Annotated in this window: 19 protein-coding genes; 10 read left to right on the top strand and 9 right to left on the bottom strand. The window is 61.9% G+C overall.

Features of this window, described 5'->3' with window-relative positions:
• Positions 1-164 precede the first annotated feature (164 nt).
• Both LB569_RS07460 and LB569_RS07455 read right to left on the bottom strand, forming a co-directional pair.
• The gene (locus LB569_RS07460) at positions 165-845 is read right to left on the bottom strand and encodes a DsbA family oxidoreductase (protein WP_224691644.1); all 681 of its coding nucleotides are present in this window, start codon (positions 843-845) and stop codon (positions 165-167) included.
• A gap of 16 nt (positions 846-861) precedes the next feature.
• The gene (locus tag LB569_RS07455) at positions 862-2682 is read right to left on the bottom strand and encodes an extracellular solute-binding protein (protein WP_224691643.1); all 1821 of its coding nucleotides are present in this window, start codon (positions 2680-2682) and stop codon (positions 862-864) included.
• Between the two features lie 231 nt (positions 2683-2913).
• Between LB569_RS07455 and LB569_RS07450 the strand changes: the two genes are divergently transcribed.
• Positions 2914-3543 (top strand): invasion associated locus B family protein, encoded by a 630-nt coding sequence (locus tag LB569_RS07450; RefSeq protein WP_015317881.1) that lies wholly within the window; start codon positions 2914-2916, stop codon positions 3541-3543.
• Between the two features lie 90 nt (positions 3544-3633).
• Here LB569_RS07450 and hspQ read toward each other — a convergent pair whose 3' ends face one another.
• Positions 3634-3957 (bottom strand): heat shock protein HspQ, encoded by a 324-nt coding sequence (hspQ, locus tag LB569_RS07445; RefSeq protein WP_027142695.1) that lies wholly within the window; start codon positions 3955-3957, stop codon positions 3634-3636.
• A gap of 126 nt (positions 3958-4083) precedes the next feature.
• Here hspQ and LB569_RS07440 point away from each other — a divergent pair, with 126 nt between their 5' ends.
• Positions 4084-5046 (top strand): AEC family transporter, encoded by a 963-nt coding sequence (locus LB569_RS07440; RefSeq protein ID WP_224691642.1) that lies wholly within the window; start codon positions 4084-4086, stop codon positions 5044-5046.
• On the opposite strand, the gene LB569_RS07435 is transcribed toward LB569_RS07440, so the two are convergent.
• A complete protein-coding gene (locus LB569_RS07435; protein WP_224691641.1) occupies positions 5023-6234 on the bottom strand; it encodes a UbiH/UbiF family hydroxylase in 1212 nt (403 codons plus the stop codon). The two genes, LB569_RS07440 and LB569_RS07435, sit on opposite strands and share 24 nt — an antisense overlap.
• 112 nt (positions 6235-6346) lie before the next feature.
• On the opposite strand from LB569_RS07435, the gene LB569_RS07430 reads away from it, so the two are divergent.
• From LB569_RS07430 to LB569_RS07395, 8 genes are all read left to right on the top strand, one after another.
• On the top strand, positions 6347-7252 hold the full coding sequence (locus LB569_RS07430) for a DUF2182 domain-containing protein (RefSeq protein ID WP_224691640.1): 906 nt from the start codon (positions 6347-6349) through the stop codon (positions 7250-7252).
• Entirely contained in the window at positions 7249-7863 is a 615-nt protein-coding gene (locus tag LB569_RS07425; RefSeq protein WP_140701216.1) for a DUF1326 domain-containing protein, read from the top strand. The genes LB569_RS07430 and LB569_RS07425 overlap by 4 nt, the downstream gene beginning before the upstream one ends.
• Entirely contained in the window at positions 7860-8678 is an 819-nt protein-coding gene (pcsA, locus tag LB569_RS07420; RefSeq protein WP_224534634.1) for a phosphatidylcholine synthase, read from the top strand. Before LB569_RS07425 ends, pcsA begins: the two co-directional genes overlap by 4 nt.
• Positions 8679-8705: 27 nt before the next feature.
• Positions 8706-9683 carry a quinone oxidoreductase family protein gene (locus LB569_RS07415; RefSeq protein WP_224691639.1) on the top strand — a complete coding sequence of 326 codons (978 nt, stop codon included), beginning with the start codon at positions 8706-8708 and terminating at the stop codon, positions 9681-9683.
• A 216-nt stretch (positions 9684-9899) separates the two neighbouring features.
• Positions 9900-11477 (top strand): ABC transporter ATP-binding protein, encoded by a 1578-nt coding sequence (locus tag LB569_RS07410; protein ID WP_224691638.1) that lies wholly within the window; start codon positions 9900-9902, stop codon positions 11475-11477.
• On the top strand, positions 11474-12604 hold the full coding sequence (locus tag LB569_RS07405; protein WP_140701208.1) for an ABC transporter permease: 1131 nt from the start codon (positions 11474-11476) through the stop codon (positions 12602-12604). The genes LB569_RS07410 and LB569_RS07405 overlap by 4 nt, the downstream gene beginning before the upstream one ends.
• Positions 12604-13524 carry an ABC transporter permease gene (locus LB569_RS07400; protein WP_224691637.1) on the top strand — a complete coding sequence of 307 codons (921 nt, stop codon included), beginning with the start codon at positions 12604-12606 and terminating at the stop codon, positions 13522-13524. The genes LB569_RS07405 and LB569_RS07400 overlap by 1 nt, the downstream gene beginning before the upstream one ends.
• A 51-nt stretch (positions 13525-13575) precedes the next feature.
• Positions 13576-14643, top strand: a complete 1068-nt coding sequence (locus LB569_RS07395; RefSeq protein WP_140701204.1) for a BMP family ABC transporter substrate-binding protein — start codon at positions 13576-13578, stop codon at positions 14641-14643.
• Between the two features lie 76 nt (positions 14644-14719).
• Here the strand turns inward: LB569_RS07395 and rimO are convergent, their stop codons facing one another.
• From rimO to LB569_RS07370, 5 genes are all read right to left on the bottom strand, one after another.
• Positions 14720-16033: a 30S ribosomal protein S12 methylthiotransferase RimO gene (rimO, locus tag LB569_RS07390; RefSeq protein WP_224691636.1), complete on the bottom strand. Its 1314-nt coding sequence runs from the start codon at positions 16031-16033 to the stop codon at positions 14720-14722.
• A gap of 162 nt (positions 16034-16195) precedes the next feature.
• The gene (locus tag LB569_RS07385) at positions 16196-16882 is read right to left on the bottom strand and encodes a TerC family protein (RefSeq protein WP_140701202.1); all 687 of its coding nucleotides are present in this window, start codon (positions 16880-16882) and stop codon (positions 16196-16198) included.
• Positions 16883-17066: 184 nt separating this feature from the next.
• Positions 17067-17474, bottom strand: coding sequence for a DUF930 domain-containing protein (locus LB569_RS07380; protein WP_181173525.1), 408 nt, complete (start codon positions 17472-17474; stop codon positions 17067-17069).
• A gap of 56 nt (positions 17475-17530) precedes the next feature.
• Complete coding sequence (locus LB569_RS07375) at positions 17531-18229, bottom strand: DUF2161 domain-containing phosphodiesterase (RefSeq protein WP_224534629.1); 699 nt, start codon at positions 18227-18229, stop codon at positions 17531-17533.
• A gap of 94 nt (positions 18230-18323) precedes the next feature.
• Positions 18324-19130 (bottom strand): alpha/beta fold hydrolase, encoded by an 807-nt coding sequence (locus LB569_RS07370; RefSeq protein ID WP_224691635.1) that lies wholly within the window; start codon positions 19128-19130, stop codon positions 18324-18326.
• Positions 19131-19183: the final 53 nt, after the last annotated feature.

Raw genomic sequence — 19183 nt, 5'->3', positions numbered from 1 at the left:
ACACGGTTTTGTGAATCAAAAATCCTGTTGGCGGGACAATTTTCTCGTCGGGAACCGACCAGAATTCCCGAACAACGCCTTCCTTGGATGTCCGATTCATGGCGGCCGGGAGCCCGGTTGCTCAGGCAACGCCAGGCCATGCTATCGCTGAGAGATGGCTGGCCTCAGCCGGCCGTTTCCAACTCGCCACGCGCCTTGGCGGCCGCGACCTGACGGATCGCGTCGGCCAGCGTGTCGACGTCCTGTGCACCCATCACGGCATATTTGCCTTCAAGCAAAAAGCACGGCACGCCCGTGATGCCCATGCGCGAAGCGGTGGCGATTTCCGTGCCAACCGCCTCGACGTCGGCGTCGCTCGGCAGGAGCGTGGCGACAACCGAGGCGTCCATGCCGGCCTCGCGGGCGGCTTCGACCAGCACGGAGTGGTCACCGATATTGGCGCCTTCCTCGAAATTCAACTGGAACAGGCGGCGCACCAGCCGGTTCTGAACATCCTCGCCGGCGGCACCGGCCCAGCGGATCAGACGATGCGCGTCGAGCGTGTTCGGCGCCACCTTTATAGCGTCGAAGGCGAAAGAGATGCCCTCGGCCTCGCCAAGCGGTTCGATGCGGGCATGAATTTCGCGAATGCGCTCGTCGCTGCCGAACTTGGCCAGCATGTATTCGCGGCGGTCCTTGCCTTGCCGCGGAATGGTCGGATCAAGCTGGAACGGCCGCCAGCGTATATGCACCTCGACATCCGCGGCCGCGGCGACCGCCTTGTCCAGCCGCTTCTGACCGATGAAGCACCAGGGGCAGACGACGTCGGACACCACATCGACGGTAATGGCGTTCGATTCGCTCATATCGATCTCTGACCCTTCAATTGGTCTTGCGCCACCAGGTAGGCAGTTGGTACCCGAATATGGGCGTCTTCTTCGGATGTTCCAAGTAGCTCCAGTAGGCGATCCATTGCTGTGTGTTGTACTGGGTCGGCACCATGTAGTTGCCGGAGATCAGCAGGCGGTCGAGGACCCTGACGGCAGCGACGTAGTCTTCCTTCGAACGAGCGCGCAACATCGCCTCGATAGCCGCATCAACCGCCGGATCCGCGACCCCGGCGAGATTGAAGGAACCTTCGGCCTTGGCCGCCTCGGATCCCCAGCGTCCGAGCTGTTCGAAGCCCGGCGACAGCGAGTTGTTGAAGCCGCTCGATCCGATCAGAGCCTCGAAATCGAAGCGCTGCTTGCGGGACTGGATCTGGTCGCCGTCAAGGCTGCGAATGGTAACATCGATGCCGATCTTCTCCAGTGTTCGCTGATAGATGCCGGCGAGGCGCTCCTCATCCTGAGAGGCGACCAGAATCTCGAAACCGAAGGGTTGCCCGTTCGGATCGAGCATCGTCCCGTCCTTGACGTGATAGCCGATGCTTTTCAGCAGATCGAAGGCAGCTTTCAGCACCTTGCGATCCTGCCCCGAACCATCGGTGACAGGCGGGCGGTATGTACCGTCCATGACATCGGCCGGTACGCGGCCGGGGTAAGGGGCCAGAAGTGCCTTTTCCCTGTCGTCGGCCGGGTGGCCAAGCGCCGAGAGCTCGGAATTCTGCCAATAACTCATCGCGCGCGCGTATTTGCCGCCGAACAGATTCTTGTTGGCCCACTCGAAGTCGTAGAGCATGCCGAGTGCACGCCGCACGGTCGGGTTGGAGAACTTCTGCAACCTCGTATTGAACAGGAACCCGGTCACGACGGGCGGAATGCCGGTGTCGAAGGTCTCGGCGATCACCTCACCCCTGTGGAAGGCCGGGAAATCGAGGTCGCGCTCACGCTTGACCGGATCGCTGTCGTCGTCGATCGCGCAGAGGCCTTTCTTGAAGGCCTCGAGCTTGGCGTTGGCGTTGAGAAAATACTCGATGGTGATCTGGTCGTAGTTGTCGAAGCCGCGCTTGGCTGGAACATCCTTGCCCCAATAATCGGGATTGCGCTTGAACACGATGCGCTGACCGGGTGCCACCTGGGCAATTGTATAAGGTCCGCTGCCAATCAGCGGCTTCAGCGTTGTCTTGTCGAAAGTCTCCTTGTTGAAGGCATGTTTCGGCAGGATCGGCGTCAGCGCGATGATCAGGGGCGTTTCACGATTGGCCTTGTCGTTGAAGGTGAAGCGCACGCTGTGATCGCCGGTCTTTTCAAGCTTGGAGATCAGGCTCATGCGTGCGCTGTAGGGCGGGCGCCCCTTGTCGGTATAGACATCGTAGGTGAACAGCACGTCCTCCGGCGTCACCGGCTCGCCGTCGGACCATTTCGCATTGGGATTGAGGTGGAATTCGATCGACTTGCGCTCAGGATCCATGTCGGCGCTGTCGGCGAGCAGGCCATAGAGACTGAAGGCTTCGTCGTAGTTGCGCTGCATCAGCGGCTCGAAAACGAGGTTGCCGTAAGTCAGATCCATCATGCCGCGCGCGGTGGTGCGCAGGCTCTTCAGGATGAACGGATTGAGATTGTCGAAGCTGCCGACCACGCAATAGGTGATGTTGCCACCTTTCGGCGCATCGGGATTGACGTAGTCGAAGTGGGTATAGTCGGGTGGCAGTGCCGGCTCGCCCTGCATGGCAATAGCGTGCTTCGGTTCCGACATGGCTGGCGGCGGCGAAAGGGTGAAAAGCGATAGTGCGGCGATCAGCCAAACAAGAACGCGGCCCATGACCGTCTCCTTCACAGGTCGGCTTGATGATTCGGTGCGCACCGTAGCATGAGCCAACCGCACGCCCGCCAATGTCGTTGCCAAGAATCGCAGATACCGGGCTGGATTCGATCCAGCTTGCAGTGTAACACGCCGTCCGAAGTCATTCTGTTGCCTCATTTCGGCAACAGGTAGCTGGACCACAGGGCACGAAGAAGCCGGTCCCGGGATCATTGAGAGGAAGTGCACGACATGACGAGCCTGAACAGCAATGCGTACCGCCTGTCGGTCATGGCCGCGGGCGTGGTCGGCTTCCTCGGCGCGGGCCTGCCTTCGGCTTCCGCCCAGCAGCAGCCGCAGATTCCACAGGGCTGGTTCAAGGCCTGCACCAAGCAGGAAGACGTCGACATCTGCAACGTCCAGAACATCGTCACCGCTGGCAACGGCCAGCTCGTCACTGGCGTCAGCCTGATCGAGCTCAAGGGCAAGGTGAACCGCAAAGTGTTCCAGGTGACCGTCCCGACCGGCCGCCTCGTGCCTCCCGGCATCGGACTGCAGATCGACACCGGCAAAGCCCAGAAGCTCGACTATGTCATCTGCTTCCCGGATCGTTGCGTGGCGGAAGTGCCGCTGACCGACCAGCTCGTCGCCTCGTTCAAGAAGGGCCAGGGCATCACGCTGACCTCGATCAACTTCCAGAACCAGGCCAACCCGATCAAGATCGCGCTGCAGGGCTTTAGCGGCGCCTATGACGGCCCGCCGCTGCAGCAGTCGGATATCGAGGACCGGCAGAAGAAGCTGCAGGACTTCGTCGCCAAGAACAACCAGGACTTCGCCAAGAAGCTCAAGGACGAGCAGGACAAGGCGAAGACCGCCAACTGATCGTCCGTCACCGGGTCATTTCAAGCCAAGAAAAAGCGGGGTCCTTTGCCCCGCTTTTTTCGTTCCCGGAATGCCGCATGTCTCGGGCGGTCAGTGCCTGGATTGCCGTTTCGGCGCGTAGCGCCCATCCGGCTTCTTGTCGAACATCTCCTTGATCTGCGGGTGGCGGACCGGCTCCCCCGACTGATCCTCGAGCAGATTCTGCTCGGACACGTAGGCGATGTATTCGGTCTCCGAATTCTCGGCGAGCAGATGATAGAACGGCTGGTCCTTGCGCGGCCGCACGTCGGCTGGAATGGCCTCGTACCATTCGTCGGTGTTGGCGAATTGCGGATCGACGTCGAAAATAATGCCTCGGAATGGAAACAACCGGTGGCGAACCACCTGTCCGATCGCGAATTTGGCCGTTTTCATCGTACTCACCACTGAATTCCTTGGCTTTATCTGGCGCAGACTCCGAGTCAATTCAATCCCGGCACGCTTGACGCGCCTTTAAGCTACGGGCTAGCCCCGTATGAAGGTTTCTAGCCAAGCGTTCAAATGTCTGACGTCGTCGGTCTTGTTCTTCCGTTCTTCGGCCTGATTTTCGTGGGTTTCCTGGTTGCGCGCATCACCAGGCAGCCGCTGGAAGCGCTCGGCTGGATGAACACCTTCATCGTTTATGTCGCGCTGCCGGCGCTGTTCTTCCAACTGCTTGCCAAGACGCCGTTCGAAAATTTGACGGAGTGGCGTTTCATTTTCGGCTCGGTCGTTTCGACCTATCTGATATTCTCGTTGATGTTCGTGGGATCCGTCCTGCTGTCGCGCGGCGAGATCGCGCAGTCGACCATCAAGGCGCTGGCGGCGGCCTATGGCAACATCGGCTATATGGGTCCCGGGTTGGCGCTGCTGGCTTTCGGCGAAGAGGCGGCCGTGCCGGTCGCCCTGATATTCTGCTTCGAAAACATCATGCATTTTGCCATCGCGCCGATGATGATGGCGCTGTCGGGCGCCGAAAAGACGGCTCCGTCTAGGCTTGTGCTGGGCGTCTTGCGCAAGATTGTGCTGCATCCGTTCATCATCGCGACCGCGCTCGGCGTCGGCGCCGCCTATATCGGCTTCAGACCACCCGTGGCGGCGGATCGGTTCCTGGAATATCTTTCCCGGGCCGCCGCACCTTGCGCGCTGTTCGCCATGGGCGTCACGCTTGCGCTAAGGCCCCTCAACCGGGTGCCGCATGAGGTGGGTGCGATCGCGGTGCTGAAACTGATCCTGCATCCGCTGCTGTGCTATGTAATGTTGAGTTGGATCGGCAATTTCTCCGGGACCTGGGTGTTTTCGGCGGTGCTTCTGGCGGCGTTGCCGACCGCAACCAATGTCTTCGTCATTGCCCAGCAATATGGCGTCTGGGTGCAGCGCGCCTCCGCGAGCATATTGATCACGACCTGCCTCTCGGTGGCGACGGTAACAGGGCTGCTTTATCTGATCCGCCACGGCGTCCTAGCGCCAGACCTGTTTCCCTAGACCGCCGCCAAGTGCGGCAAAGCCGCTGCCGGGACGAAGTCCTTCCCGCATGAAGAAGGCGCGTAGCGGCGCAAAGCCGCCAAGCACGCCGAGGCCAGCGCCGCGTGCCATCTGCGCCGGCAGCATGTCGGAAAGAAGCGACATGTTGAGCAGATTGACCGCGGTGCTGCGCGCCAGAATATCTGGCCGGCGTTTGAAATCGTAGGCTGCAAGCGCTTTCGTGGCGCCGGGATCTTCGCGATTTTCAGCTGCGATTTCAACCAGATCGTCGATGTCCCTGATGCCAAGGTTGAGACCTTGCGCGCCGATCGGCGGGAAGACATGGGCCGCCTCGCCAACAAGCGCTACCCGTTCGCGCGCGAACCGAAGGGGGGTGGCGGTCGAAAGCGGATAGATTTGGCGGCCTGGCTCGACCGAGACCCGACCGAGCATCGATTGCATTTGATTCTCGACCCGAAGCGAAAGCGTTGCATCGTCCAATGCGGCGAGTTCATTGGCGGTCTCGGGCTTCACCACCCAGACGAGGCTCGAGCGATTTCCGGGCAGCGGAACCTGCGTGAACGGGCCGGTCTCGGTGTGGAACTCCGTCGAGATGAAGGCATGGTCGCGGCTATGATGGAAATTGAGCACCAGCGCTGCCTGTGGGTAGGAGCGCGAGGCGGTCGAAATGCCCGCCGCCACGCGGGCCGGCGACTGGCGTCCATCGGCGGCGACCGCGAGCGATGCGCTGACCTCGCTGCCGTCGGCGAGGTCGGCATGGGCGCTGTCGGCGCCGAGATGCCAGGCCTTCACCATCGATCTGCGCCATTCGATTCCGGAATGCGCGGCCACCTTGCCGGCAAGCGCCGGCCCAAGGACGCTGTTGGGCAGGTTCAGGCCAAACTGGTCCTCGTCGATCTCGCTGGCGCGGAAGGTGACGACGGAGCTGCGGATCAACCGGCTGGTCGCATCGACGATGCGCATCATTTTCAAGGGGGCGGCCCTGGGCTTGATGTCTTCGAGGACATCAAGCCGCTCAAGCACTTTGAGGGCAGGGTTCATGAGCGCCGTCGTGCGGCCATCGGGGGCCAAAGCATCGGGGCCGACAAGCGTCACCGGGAACCCGGCGCCAGCGAACGCGAGCGCGGCGATCAATCCCGCCGGCCCAGTGCCGGCGATCAGTATCCGCTCTGTTTTCTGATGCTCCAAGATCGGCTTCCGGCTTGCGATGCGAGGCGGCCCATCAGACCTGCCAGTCGTTGAGCATATAGGTCAGATCATGCGGCTTGATCAACGCGACGATTCGGCCCATTCGAGTGTCATGACCGGCCAACAGGACGACTTCAGCCATCTCGACCGCGCCGGCCGCGCCACGGCTGATATTGCGCGCAACCCGCGCCTGACGGTCAACGTCGTCGTTGGTGCGGGCATAGCACTGGCCTGGCTGCTGCTTGCCGCGATGGCGATTCGGGGCGCCGAGGCCTGGGGCGGGGCGCCCGGCGATACTCTGCTGCGCGGCCTGCCGCACCTGCCGTTGCCGGCCGTTCTCGAACGGTTCTTCGCACTCTGCCTTTCACCAGCGCCGCTGGGTGGAAGCATCGGTCCGCGCGCCCTGGCGCTCACCCTGATGTGGTTTTTGATGGCGATCGCCGCTATGCTGCCGTCCGCCGCGCCAATGATCCGCACCTATTGCGAGATCGCCGATACGGCGCGGATCAAGGGGGAGCCAGTCGTCCATCCGCTTGTGCTGGTTGCCGGCTACCTCAGCGTCTGGTTCGCCGCCTCGATGCTGTTTGCGGCACTGACACTTGCCGTGCACGCATTGGCCGGTTCCGAAGGGATGTTCGATCCGGTGCTTGGCGTTGCCGGTGGGCTCGCCTTGCTGCTTGCCGGCCTCTACCAGTTCAGCGGCCTCAAAGAGGCCTGCCTGACGAAGTGCCGGAATCCGTTCTCGATCCTGTTTTCGAACTGGAGCGCACGACCCACCCGTGTCTTCCGGCTCGGCGTCGCGCAAGGTATCTGGTGTCTGGGATGCTGTTGGGCATTGATGCTGGTGATGTTCGCCGTGGGCGTGATGAACATCTTCTGGATGGCGCTGATCGGCGTGTTCACCCTGATTGAAAAACAGACGACGGGCAGTCTTCCAACCCGACTGGCTGGTGCGATACTGCTTGTCTGGGCAGCCGCGCTGCTAGTAGTCTCGCTGCGACTGGGGGGAATTCGATGACTGATCCGGGCTGGGCAATGAAAGGGGAGCTCGTACTCTCCTGCAATTGCACGGTTTTCTGCCCTTGCGTGCTGTCGCTCGGCAGTCACCCTCCGACCGAGGGCTATTGCCAGACCTGGGCGGGTTTTCGTATCGACGCCGGTCATTTCGGTGAGGTCGACCTGTCCGGTCTCAATCTTGGGCTGATCATGGAAATCCCCGGTTACATGAGCCGCGGCAACTGGACCGCGGGCCTGTTCATCGACAGCAGAGCCTCGATCTACGCGGTCAAGGCATTGACCAAGATCTTCACCGGCAAGGCCGGCGGGACCACGTCGCTGCTGTCGATCCTGGTCGGCAAATTCCTAGGCGTAGAACAGGTGCCGATCACCTACGAGACGCGGGACAAGACGCGTATTTTCCAGATACCGAAGATCATCGACGGCGCGGTCACGCCAATCGCGGGCAAGGACCGCGAGAAGGATACGGTAATCACCAATTCCGAATACTGGATCGCGCCGGAGATCATCGTGGCCCGGTCCGACAAGAGCAAGATGCGCGCCTTTGGCCGCAACTGGAATTTCGCCGGCCGCTCGGCCGAGATATGCAAGCTGGATTGGCGGGGCCCGTGAGCAAGAACACAAAGGCCCGAAAGATCGCCGGGAAGATCACCGAACGGATTCCGCGGCCGAAGAAGAAGGTCACCTGGCCGCAGGCGCGCGCCTTTTCGGTGCATCTGCTGACCGCCTCCGGTTCGTTCCTGGCTTTCCTGTCGCTGGTGGCGGCGAGCGAGGAGCGCTGGACCGCCATGTTCTGGTGGCTCGGCCTGGCGCTGTTCGTCGATGGTATCGACGGGCCGATCGCCCGAAAGCTGGAGGTCAAGGAGATCCTGCCGACATGGTCGGGCGAACTCCTCGACAACATTATCGACTATGTGACCTACGTGCTGATCCCGGCCTTCGCGCTCTATCAACGCGGTTTCATGGGCGAGGGCCTGTCGTTCCTGTCGGCGGCGATCATCGTCGTCTCCAGCGCGATCTACTATGCCGACACCGGCATGAAGACGAAGGAGAATTTCTTCAAAGGATTCCCCGTGGTCTGGAACATGGTGGTGTTCACGCTGTTCGTCATCGAACCGGGACAATGGGTTTCGTTCGCGGTGGTGGTGGTGGCCGGCGTTCTGACGTTCGTCCCGATAAACTTCATCCATCCGGTGCGGGTGGTGCGGCTGCGGCCGCTCAATCTCGGCATGACGCTATTGTGGTGCGCCTTCGGCGCGCTCGCGCTCGCGCAGGCGGCGCTCGCCGCCTTCTACGACCAGATCGGCGTGCTGGGCGAGCAGGTCGGCACTTTCACCAAGATCGGCATCACCATCACCGGGCTCTATTTGGCCTGCATTGGCGGCATCATGCAGTTCTTTCCAAACCTCGGTGCCAAAAAGGCCTGATCAGCCTCTCTTCAAGGAATCCTCTCCATGTCCAAAGCCATCCGCATCCACGCCAATGGCAGCCCCGAAGTCCTGACCTACGAGGACGCCGATCCCGGCCAACCGGGTTCCGGGCAGATCCTGATCAGGCATACCGCGATCGGTCTCAACTTCATCGATGTCTATCATCGCTCGGGCCTCTATCCACCGCCCGGCGGATTTCCGCTCATTCCCGGCAGTGAAGCCGCCGGCGTGGTGCTGGAAGTCGGTCAGGGCGTCGACTGGCTGAAGCCGGGCGACCGGATTGCCTATGCGGTGACGACGGGCGCCTATGCGCAAGAGCGCGTCATCGATGCCAGCAAGGTCGTCAAGGTGCCGGACGGCATCAGCGACGAACAGGCCGCCGCCATGATGCTGAAGGGCATGACGGCGGAATATCTGCTGCGCCGGACCTTCAAGGTGAAGGCAGGCGACACCATCCTGTTTCATGCCGCGGCCGGTGGCGTCGGGCTCATCCTGGGCCAATGGGCGAAGCATCTGGGAGCAACCGTCATCGGCACCGCCAGTTCCACTGACAAGATCGAGCTCGCCAAAGCCCACGGCTTCGACCACGTCATCAACTACAAGGAGCAGGATTTCGTCGCCGGCGTCGCCGCCATCACCGGTGGCAGGAAATGCGATGTGGTCTACGATTCGGTGGGTAACGACACATTTCCAGCCTCGCTCGACTGCCTGAAGCCGCTCGGCATGTTCGTCAGCTTCGGCCAATCCTCAGGCCCGATTCCGCCATTCTCGATGTCGCTGCTGGCGCAGAAGGGCTCGCTGTTCGCCACCAGGCCGACGCTGTTCGTCTACAATGCGAAACGCGAGGATCTCGATGCGTCCGCAGCGGCGCTGTTCGAGGTCGTGCTCAGCGGTGCCGTCGAGATCAAGATCAATCAGCGCTATGCTCTGAAGGACGCCGGCAAAGCGCACGCGGATCTCGAGGGACGTAGAACGACAGGCACGACCATCCTGGTTCCCTGACGGAAGTCTGCCTTGGTTTTCAGCGCACTGCCGCAACCGCGGGCATGGTTGCACAGGAAAAGTGGCGTGCCACGCTCTTGTGCGAAGAGGACTAATCTTTGCCCTTGAGTTTCCGCTGAAATTCTTGAAGCTCTTTCAAGTTGGGTGCTGCTTTCGCATGAGAGCCGGCCGCGCATACGATGTTTGCGGGAACACAGAACATGTCCGGCAATCCGGATGGGAGGCACTGTGAGTGCAAATCATGATGGGGCGAACCTGCTCGAGGTTCGTGGCCTGACCAAGATATTCGGCACGCTGACAGCGTGCGATCATATCGACCTCAACATAGCCAAAGGCGAAATCCACGCTTTGCTAGGCGAGAATGGCGCGGGCAAATCGACGCTGGTCAAGATGCTGTTCGGCTCGCTGGAACCCAATTCCGGCGAGATTTTCTGGAACGGCCAGGTGGTGCGGATCACCAGCCCCGGCGTCGCCAAGAAGCTCGGCATCGGCATGGTGTTCCAGCATTTTTCGCTGTTCGAGGCGCTGACGGCCGCCGAGAACATCGCGCTTTCCTTGGACGACGGTTCCCCGATCAGCAGCATCGCGGCAAAGGCGAGGGCGCTTTCCTACAGCTACGGCCTGCCGCTCGATCCGGAATCGCTGGTCGGCGACCTGTCGGTCGGCGAGCGCCAGCGCATCGAGATCATTCGCTGCCTACTGCAGACGCCGCAACTCATCATCCTGGACGAGCCGACATCGGTGCTGACGCCGCAGGAAGCCGACAAGCTGTTCGAGACGCTGGAGCGGCTGCGCGCGGAAGGCAAATCGATCCTCTACATTTCGCACCGGCTCGAAGAGGTCAAACGCATCTGCGACCGCGCCACCGTGCTGCGGCACGGCAAGGTGGTCGGTCACTGCAACCCGCGCGAGGAGACCGCCGGTTCGCTTGCCCGCATGATGGTCGGCAGCGAGGTGCAGGCCGTGGTGCGGGCGCCGGTCGAGGGCATCGAGACCGCGCGGCCGCTGCTCGAAATCCGAGGCCTCGATCGCAAGCCGGCAACGCCGTTTTCCATTCCGCTCAAGAACATCAGCCTCAATGTCCGCGCTGGCGAGGTGATCGGCATTGCCGGTGTCGCCGGCAATGGCCAGGGTGAGTTCTTCGAATCCGTCTCGGGCGAGGTTTTGCAGCAGGATGGCGCCTCGGTGCGCATTCGCGGCAAGGACGCCGGCGGCCTCACCATCACCGGGCGGCGCCTGCTGGGAGCCGCTTTCGTCCCGGAAGAGCGTCTCGGCCACGGTGCCGCGCCACGCATGAAACTCTCCGAAAACCTCCTGCTGTCGCGCCATGCCACGGACGGCAAGGCTTTTGTCGGCACCGGCGGCATGGTCAAGAGCGGCGCCGTCTACGCCGCCTCGCAACGCATCATCGAGGCGATGGATGTGCGCAAGAGCGCACCGGATCCCGAAGCGGCAGCACTTTCAGGCGGCAATCTGCAGAAGTTCATCGTCGGCCGTGAGCTCGACCGCCGGCCAAGCGTCATGGTGGTGAACCAGCCGACATGGGGCGTCGATGCTGGCGCCGCCGCCCACATCCGCCAGGCGCTGATCGAACTGTCGCGCAGCGGATCGGCGGTGCTGGTGATCAGCCAGGATCTGGACGAGTTGTTCGAGATATCCGACGCGATCGCGGTCATGCACAATGGCGAATTGTCCAGGCCGATGCCGATCGCCGAAGCGACTTTCGAGAAGGTCGGCTTGCTGATGGGCGGCGCCGAGCCTGGCCACGCCGAACATACGCTGGAGACGGCATGATGCGCCTCGAACTCGTCAAACGCCCGCAGCGCTCGGCGCTGTTTTCGATGCTGTCGCCCTTCATCGCCTTCGCGCTGACCATCATCGCCGGCGCGATTCTGTTCGCGCTGCTCGGCGTCAATCCGCTCAATGCCTTCAAGATCTATTTCATCGAGCCTATCAGCCAGGTCTGGCAGTTGCATGAGCTGGCCATCAAGGCAGCACCGCTGATCCTGATCGCCGTCGGCCTGTCGGTCTGCTACAAGGCCAACATCTGGAACATCGGCGCCGAGGGCCAGTTCATTTTCGGGGCCATTTTCGGCTCGGCCATTCCGGTGCTGTTCCCACAGTTCGAAGGCCCGCTGGTGCTGCCGCTGATGCTTCTGCTCGGCATGGTCGGCGGCGCGGCCTATGCGGCGATCCCGGCCTTGCTCAAGACGCGGTTCAATACCAACGAGATCCTGACCAGCCTGATGCTGGTCTATGTCGCCCAGCTCTTCCTCGACTGGCTGGTACGCGGCCCCTGGCGCGATCCGCAGGGACACGGCTTTCCGCAGACGATCCAGTTCGGTGACTCGGCCGTGCTGCCGGAACTGATGCCCGATGCCGGGCGCGCCAATTGGGGTTTTGTGTTCGCCCTGGTTGCCGCGGTGCTGATCTGGATCCTGATGGGCCGCATGCTCAAGGGTTTTGAGGTTCGCGTGCTGGGCTCCAGCCCAAGGGCAGGGCGCTTCGCCGGCTTCGGCCTCAACCGCATGGTGTTCTTCGCCTTCCTGCTATCGGGAGCGCTGGCCGGTCTTGCCGGCATCTCGGAAGTCTCCGGCGCCATCGGCCAGCTTCAGCCGGTGATCTCGCCCGGCTACGGCTTCACCGCCATTATCGTGGCCTTCCTCGGCCGCCTCAATCCGCTCGGCATCATCGGCGCCGGTCTGGTGCTGGCGCTGACCTATCTCGGCGGCGAGGCCGTGCAGAGCGCGCTCGGCATTTCCGACAAGGTGGCAAGGGTGTTCCAGGGGATGCTGCTGTTCTTCGTGCTCGGCTGCGACACGCTCATTCATTACCGCATCCGGTTGATCGGCCTGGCGCTGACGAAACAGGAACCCGCCGCGAAGCTCGAGGCCGCGCCCAAGCTGAAGGAAGCCCGCTGATGGACATCACCGTCAACATCCTCCTGACCATCGCCACGGCGGCGACACCGCTGTTGATCGCGGCGATCGGCGAACTGGTGGTCGAGCGGTCCGGCGTGCTCAATCTGGGCGTCGAAGGCATGATGATCATGGGTGCCGTCGGCGGCTTCGGAGCCGGCTATCTGACCGGCTCGCCCTGGATCGGCCTTCTGGCGGCAATCGCCATGGGAGCGCTGTTCTCGCTTTTGTTTGCCGTCATGACCCTGTCCCTGGCCACCAACCAGGTGGCGACCGGCCTGTCGCTGACGCTGCTCGGCCTCGGCCTCTCCGGCATGATCGGGACGAGCTTCGTCGGCCAGCCTGGTGTCAGATTGCCCAACCTCGACATTCCTGTGCTGACCGACATCCCGGTAATCGGCAAGCTGCTGTTCGGCCAGGATCCTATCTTCTACATCTCGATCGCGCTGACATCAGCCGTGATGTGGTTCCTGTTCAAGACGCGTACCGGGCTGACCCTGCGCTCGATCGGCGACAGCCACACATCGGCGCACGCGCTCGGCATCAAGGTCATCCGCTACCGCTACCTCGCTGTGATCTTCGGCGGCGCCTGCGCTGGTCTGGCCGGCGGCCACCTTTCGCTGGTCTACACGCCGCAGTGGGTCGAGAACATGTCCGCCGGACGCGGCTGGATCGCGCTGGCGCTGGTGGTGTTCGCGTCGTGGCGGCCATGGCGGGTGCTGGCTGGCGCCTACATCTTTGGCGCGGTGTGGATCGGCCAGCTCCATGCACAGGCTTTTGGCATTCCGGTGCCCTCGCAGATGCTTTCTTCTCTGCCCTATCTGGCAACGGTCGTGGTTCTCGTTCTAATCTCGCGCAACAAGCGTCTGACGATGATGAACACGCCGGCATCCCTGGGGCAGCCATTCGTTCCGGATCGTTGACAACAAGAACAAGACGGGAAGCTCCAAGGCTTAACTCAGAGAGGTAACACAATGAAAAAACTGCTTATTGCCCTGATGACCACGACCGCCGCAATGTCGCTGGCGGTGTCCGCGGAGGCTGCCGACAAGTTGAAGGCCTGCTGGGTCTATACCGGTCCGATCGGCGATTTCGGCTACTCCTATCAGCATGACCAGGGCCGGCTCGAAGTCGAGAAGGCGCTCGGCGACAAGGTCGAGACCGCCTATCTGGAGAACGTCTCCGAAGGCCCCGACGCCGACCGTGCCTTCGAGCGCCTGGCGCGCGAAGGCTGCAAGATCATCTTCGGCACCTCGTTCGGTTTCATGGACGCCGAAGTTAAGGTCGCCAAGAAGTTTCCAAAGGTGATGTTCGAGCATGCCACCGGCTACAAAACGGGGGACAATCTCGGCATCTACAATGCGCGCTTCTATGAGGGCCGCTACGTGCTTGGCCAGATCGCCGCCAAGGAATCGAAGTCCGGCGTCGCCGGTTACATCGTTTCCTTCCCGATCCCGGAAGTGGTGATGGGCATCAATTCCTTCATGCTCGGCGCGCAGTCGATCAATCCGAACTTCAAGGCCAAGATCGTCTGGGTGAACTCCTGGTTCGATCCGGGCAAGGAAGCCGACGCCGCCAAGGCGCTGTTCGACCAGGGGGCCGACATCATCGTCCAGCACACCGACTCGACCGCCGCCCTGCAGGTGGCCGAAGAGCGCAAGCTGCACGGCTTCGGCCAGTCGTCCGACATGATCAAGTTCGCGCCGAACGCGCAGCTGACATCGCTGACCGACGAATGGGGTCCGTATTACATCAGCCGCGTACAGGCCGCCATCGACGGCAGCTGGAAGCCGGACAATGTATGGCTCGGCATCAAGGACGGCGCGGTCAAGCTCGCGCCCTACACCAACATGCCCGACGACGTGAAGGCGATGGCCGAAGCCACCGAAAAGAAGATCGCCGGCGGCTGGAACCCCTTCACCGGACCGATCGCCAAGCAGGACGGCTCGGCGTGGCTGAAGGATGGCGAGGTCGCCGATGACGGCACGCTGCTCGGCATGAATTTTTACGTCAAGGGCGTCGACGACAAGCTGCCGCAGTAAGGCGGCACTTCACATTCCGAATAGGAAAGGGCGCCGCGAGGCGCCCTTTTCATTGCCTGGAGAATCGACGGACAGCTCAGACAGCCGAGCCGTAGAGGTCGTAGGCGTCGGCGCGCTCGATCTTGACGGTGACGATGTCGCCGGCGCGCATCGGACGGCGCGATTGGATGTGAACCGAGCCGTCGATCTCGGGCGCGTCATATTTGGTGCGGCCCTTCGCCGACGTGCCATGCGCCTCATCGATCAGCACTGGAAGGCGCTTGCCAACCTTCCTGGCCAGTTGCGTCGCCGAAATCTTCTGCTGGCGCTGCATGAAGCGATGCCAGCGCGCTTCCTTGACCTCCTGCGGCACCTGCTCGAGCCCGAGATCGTTGGAGCGGGCGCCCCTGACGGGCTCGTATTTGAAGCAGCCGGCACGGTCGATTTTTGCCTCGTCCAGCCAGTCGAGCAGCATCTCGAAATCGTCGTCCGTTTCGCCGGGGAAGCCGACGATGAAGGTCGAGCGGATGGCGAGATCGGGGCACACGTCGCGCCAGCCGCGGATGCGTTCGAGCGTTTTTTCGCCATGCGCCGGACGCCTCATGTTCTTCAGCACCTGCGGCGAGGCATGCTGGAACGGGATGTCGAGATAGGGGAGGATCTTGCCGTCGGCCATCAGCGGGATGACGTCGGCGACATGCGGGTAGGGGTAGACATAGTGCATGCGCACCCAGATCCCGAACTTGCCCAGTTCCTCCGATAGATCGAGGAACTTCGCCCGCACTTCACGGTCGCCGAACATCGACGTCTGGTACTTGATATCGATGCCGTAGGCGCTGGTGTCCTGCGAGATGACGAGCAGTTCCTTGACGCCGGCCTTGGCCAGTTTCTCGGCTTCGCGCAGCACGTCGGCCGCCGGCCGTGAAACGAGATCGCCGCGCAGAGCTGGAATGATGCAGAAGGTGCAACGGTTGTTGCAGCCTTCCGAGATCTTCAGATAGGCATAGTGGCGCGGCGTCAGCTTGACGCCCTGCGGTGGCAGGAGGTCGATATAGGGATCGTGCGAGGGAGGGGCCGCCTCATGCACGGCGGCCATCACGCTCTCATAGGCCTGTGGCCCGGTGATCGCCAGCACGTTGGGGTGCTTCTCGCGGATCACGTCCGGCTCGGCGCCCAGGCAGCCGGTGACGATGACCCTGCCGTTTTCCGAAAGCGCGGAGCCGATGGCGTTGAGCGACTCGTCGCGGGCGGAATCGAGGAAACCACAGGTGTTGACGACGACGAGGTCGGCGCCATCATGCTTGCGAGCGATCTCGTAGCCCTCGGCTCGCAAACGCGTGATGATGCGCTCGGAATCGACAAGGGCTTTGGGGCATCCGAGGCTGACGAAGCTGACGCGCGGGGCGGACATGGGCGATTTTCCAATGGACGCGTACCGGAACACCGATCCGGCGAGCAGTCTCAACATATAAATATAACGGTTTGCATGGCTCCTGGCAGGAGCTCAATTCGGGCGGCGCAATAGCACGGCTTGCCCAATCAGGCAAACGGAGCCCTTGCGCCACTCAGTATCTCAGTGTCCGCTTGACCCGAACCACGGTGACAGGAAGGCGAAATGCTCGGGAAATTGCTGCACGGCCCCGTCCAGCAGCATCTTGACCGCGACATAGAGGATGATCACCAGGCCGATATAGGCAATCCAGCGGTATTTGTGCAGCAGGCGCGCGACGAACGACGCGGCAAAGCCCATCAATGCGATCGACAGCGCCAGGCCCACAATCAGCACCGTCGGATGGTTCATCGCCGCGCCCGCCACGGCGAGCACATTGTCGAGCGACATCGAGACGTCGGCGATGACGATCTGCCAGGCGGCCTGTGAGAAGGTCTTGCTTGGCCCCTTGCCACCAACGACTCCATCCTTGTTGAAGTCGCCGTTCGACAGCGCCTCGGTGGCATCGCGCTCGTCGTCGTGGCTGACACGCAATTCGCGCCACATCTTCCAGCAAACCCACAGCAGAAGCAGGCCGCCGCCGATAAGCAGCATCGGCCCGATGGTCAGCAGCCATTGCGTGATCAGGGCGAAGAAAATGCGGAGAACCGTGGCGGCCGCGATGCCGACAAGAATGGCGCGTTGGCGTTGGCTGGCCGGCAGACCAGCCGCGGCGAGGCCGATGACGATGGCATTGTCGCCCGCCAGCGCAAGGTCGATGGCGATGACCTGAAGGAGAGCCGAAAAGCCAGCGGCGGTAAATATTTCCATCGACCTGGAAGCCCTTCGTGGAGTGTTCGTCGTCGATCGTCCGAACGGGCCTAAAGGCACGGTCCGCTGGCGTCAAGTCGCAGCTACGGACAACGCCGGAAAACCATTTTGGTGGCAGTGGAATTACAGGGGATTTTCAACAACCCTGGCGGCAAGCCAAATGTCGGCGCAGGCCTGCGAAAAACTAATCGTAGAGATTGTACTTCGCCCAGTCGGCTTCCGGAATCTCATCGCCGATGCGGTAGCGCAGTTGCAGGACTTCCATATGGTCCGGCCCCGTCTGGCATTTGAATTTCAGCCGGTACCACTGTCCCTTGCTGCGGAACGCCGCACCGGGGCTTCGGATCGCGTCGGCGCTCATCTCAGGCGTCGCGAAGGCGTAGGCGACGACGCGGTCAGCCTTGAACTTGCGATCATCATGGGTGATCCGGTCCAGGATTTCGGCATCGCAACGCTGCTCGAGGCGGGTCTGCGGATCAAGTTTCATCAGTCCGGCGCGCAAGGCATTGTCCATCGCACTGGCCGGAAAAGCCAGCGTCAGGGACGCGATGGCCATCATGCAGAGTGTCTTCATGGGCGCGACAAGCAGCATGTTTTGTCTGAAAAATCAACCAACGGCGGCGATTCATGCTCACCAAACTCCGGCATTCAGAGGTCCGGCGCAATCAAAATCTCGTGTCGGGCCTCATCGTGCGGGATCTGCGGCCAACGAAGCAGCGAGGCGCGGCCGGCATCCGTGAGATCATAGAGACCGCGCTCGACCCTTGCGAACCAGCCATAGACATTGTGCTGCAGAATCTTCGGTGCGATCGGCGTCACGACTTTCAGATCGCGCGGCCGTTTGGGGCCGTCGGCAAGCGCGGCGGCACAGGCGAGGGCACTTTGCCGGTAGGCGGTCATGATCGGATTGCGCGATCCGCCGCCAGCCACCGGATCGCCGCGACGACGCTGGTGCTCGTCAACGAGGCGAGAACGCCGTCGCGCATTCTTACGAGGCGCCAAGGCGATCGGACTGAGAAGCACTTCGACCCGATCATTGGCGGTTACGCCAATCAAGCCGAAGCCGAGCCGGCGGCAAAGGTTGCGGAACCTGGCATCGCTTTCGCGCCCTTTACCGCGCGCCGACATGCGCGCCGCCAGCCACACTTCATCGCACGCAGCCGCACGGTCGACGCCCTGCAGAACCAGTTCGAGGTTGAACTGCAGCTTCAGCTCGCAGATGACGACGATCGGCGGCTCCCCCTCGCGTAGCGCGACGATATCGCAGCCGCCGATTTCCCCTTTCACGACGAAGTCGAGATTTTCGAGGAACCGCTTCACCGGCGCATAGAGTGAGGTCTCGTTCATATCGCAAGATCTAGCCGATTCGGCGTGAAAAGCCCCCCGGAGATGGTGGCGCGCGCCCGCCAGAGCGGGAATCCGGAACGCTGTGTGGCAGGGCTCAAGGATGAATTTTTTCGACGAAAGCCAACAGCACGCGGTTAAACTGTTCGGGACGCTGCAAGGGCGCGAAATGACTGACGTCGGGCAGCATGATCAATTCCGATGCCGGTATGCTGCGAGCCAGATAGGTGGCGTGCTCGTCCTTGATAAACTCGTCGTGCTCGCTTTGGACGACCGCAACGGGCACGCGGATCTTTCCCAGTTCGGCCGCGTAATAGTTGGGTTCGCTCTTCATCATCAGGCCGACAGCTTCGACAAACGCATCGAATTGACCTGGGGTGGCCGACAGCTCGGCATAGTCCTTTTTGTGCCGGCCGAAACACCGCTCGATGACCGGACTGGCCTCGAAGTCCTTGGTCCCGCTGGGATCCATATTGCAACCGAAGAAGAACACACCCGCGATGCGATCGGCGGCCTTCATGCCAAGGATCAGGGCAACGCAGGCGCCATCACTCCACCCCGCCGCGATAGCCTTGTTCAATTGCAGGCGATCCATCACCGCCAGGACGTCCGAAGCCATCAGTTCGTATTTGTACGGCCGCTCGTCGCGGGTGCTGCGTCCATGGCCTCGGCTGTCGATGGTGATGACCTGATAGCCGTGCCTGACCAATGCGGGGACCTGAAATCCCCAATTGCCGCTATGGCCGAGGCCACCATGTAACAGGATCACGGGATAACCCGTCCCAAACGTCGCATACCAGATTTTCGCACCATCGTGCTCCACCTGGCCTTGCTCCGTAGCGACCGGCAAAGGGGCAGCGCCATGCGCTTCGAATTTCTTGAGGTCGTCGTCGCGATAATCCATGCCGTACAGCCTCGTGGCAAATACACCGGGCCTACATTTATTGCTGGCACCCG

The sequence above is a fragment of the Mesorhizobium sp. BH1-1-4 genome, from assembly GCF_020165665.1.
Lineage (GTDB): Bacteria > Pseudomonadota > Alphaproteobacteria > Rhizobiales > Rhizobiaceae > Mesorhizobium.
The sequence above is the reverse complement of the archived record's forward strand: the minus strand, read 5'-3'. Positions and strand labels throughout refer to the sequence as shown.

Excerpts from the sequence above, each read along its gene's own strand:
- LB569_RS07460 (WP_224691644.1), bottom strand. The coding sequence starts at position 845 with ATGAGCGAATCGAACGCCATTACCGTCGATGTGGTGTCCGACGTCGTC.
- LB569_RS07455 (WP_224691643.1), bottom strand. The coding sequence starts at position 2,682 with ATGGGCCGCGTTCTTGTTTGGCTGATCGCCGCACTATCGCTTTTCACC.
- LB569_RS07450 (WP_015317881.1), top strand. The coding sequence starts at position 2,914 with ATGACGAGCCTGAACAGCAATGCGTACCGCCTGTCGGTCATGGCCGCG.
- hspQ (WP_027142695.1), bottom strand. The coding sequence starts at position 3,957 with ATGAAAACGGCCAAATTCGCGATCGGACAGGTGGTTCGCCACCGGTTG.
- LB569_RS07440 (WP_224691642.1), top strand. The coding sequence starts at position 4,084 with ATGTCTGACGTCGTCGGTCTTGTTCTTCCGTTCTTCGGCCTGATTTTC.
- LB569_RS07430 (WP_224691640.1), top strand. The coding sequence starts at position 6,347 with ATGACCGGCCAACAGGACGACTTCAGCCATCTCGACCGCGCCGGCCGC.
- LB569_RS07425 (WP_140701216.1), top strand. The coding sequence starts at position 7,249 with ATGACTGATCCGGGCTGGGCAATGAAAGGGGAGCTCGTACTCTCCTGC.
- LB569_RS07415 (WP_224691639.1), top strand. The coding sequence starts at position 8,706 with ATGTCCAAAGCCATCCGCATCCACGCCAATGGCAGCCCCGAAGTCCTG.
- LB569_RS07410 (WP_224691638.1), top strand. The coding sequence starts at position 9,900 with ATGGGAGGCACTGTGAGTGCAAATCATGATGGGGCGAACCTGCTCGAG.
- LB569_RS07405 (WP_140701208.1), top strand. The coding sequence starts at position 11,474 with ATGATGCGCCTCGAACTCGTCAAACGCCCGCAGCGCTCGGCGCTGTTT.
- LB569_RS07400 (WP_224691637.1), top strand. The coding sequence starts at position 12,604 with ATGGACATCACCGTCAACATCCTCCTGACCATCGCCACGGCGGCGACA.
- LB569_RS07395 (WP_140701204.1), top strand. The coding sequence starts at position 13,576 with ATGAAAAAACTGCTTATTGCCCTGATGACCACGACCGCCGCAATGTCG.
- rimO (WP_224691636.1), bottom strand. The coding sequence starts at position 16,033 with ATGTCCGCCCCGCGCGTCAGCTTCGTCAGCCTCGGATGCCCCAAAGCC.
- LB569_RS07385 (WP_140701202.1), bottom strand. The coding sequence starts at position 16,882 with ATGGAAATATTTACCGCCGCTGGCTTTTCGGCTCTCCTTCAGGTCATC.
- LB569_RS07380 (WP_181173525.1), bottom strand. The coding sequence starts at position 17,474 with ATGCTGCTTGTCGCGCCCATGAAGACACTCTGCATGATGGCCATCGCG.
- LB569_RS07375 (WP_224534629.1), bottom strand. The coding sequence starts at position 18,229 with ATGAACGAGACCTCACTCTATGCGCCGGTGAAGCGGTTCCTCGAAAAT.
- LB569_RS07370 (WP_224691635.1), bottom strand. The coding sequence starts at position 19,130 with ATGGATTATCGCGACGACGACCTCAAGAAATTCGAAGCGCATGGCGCT.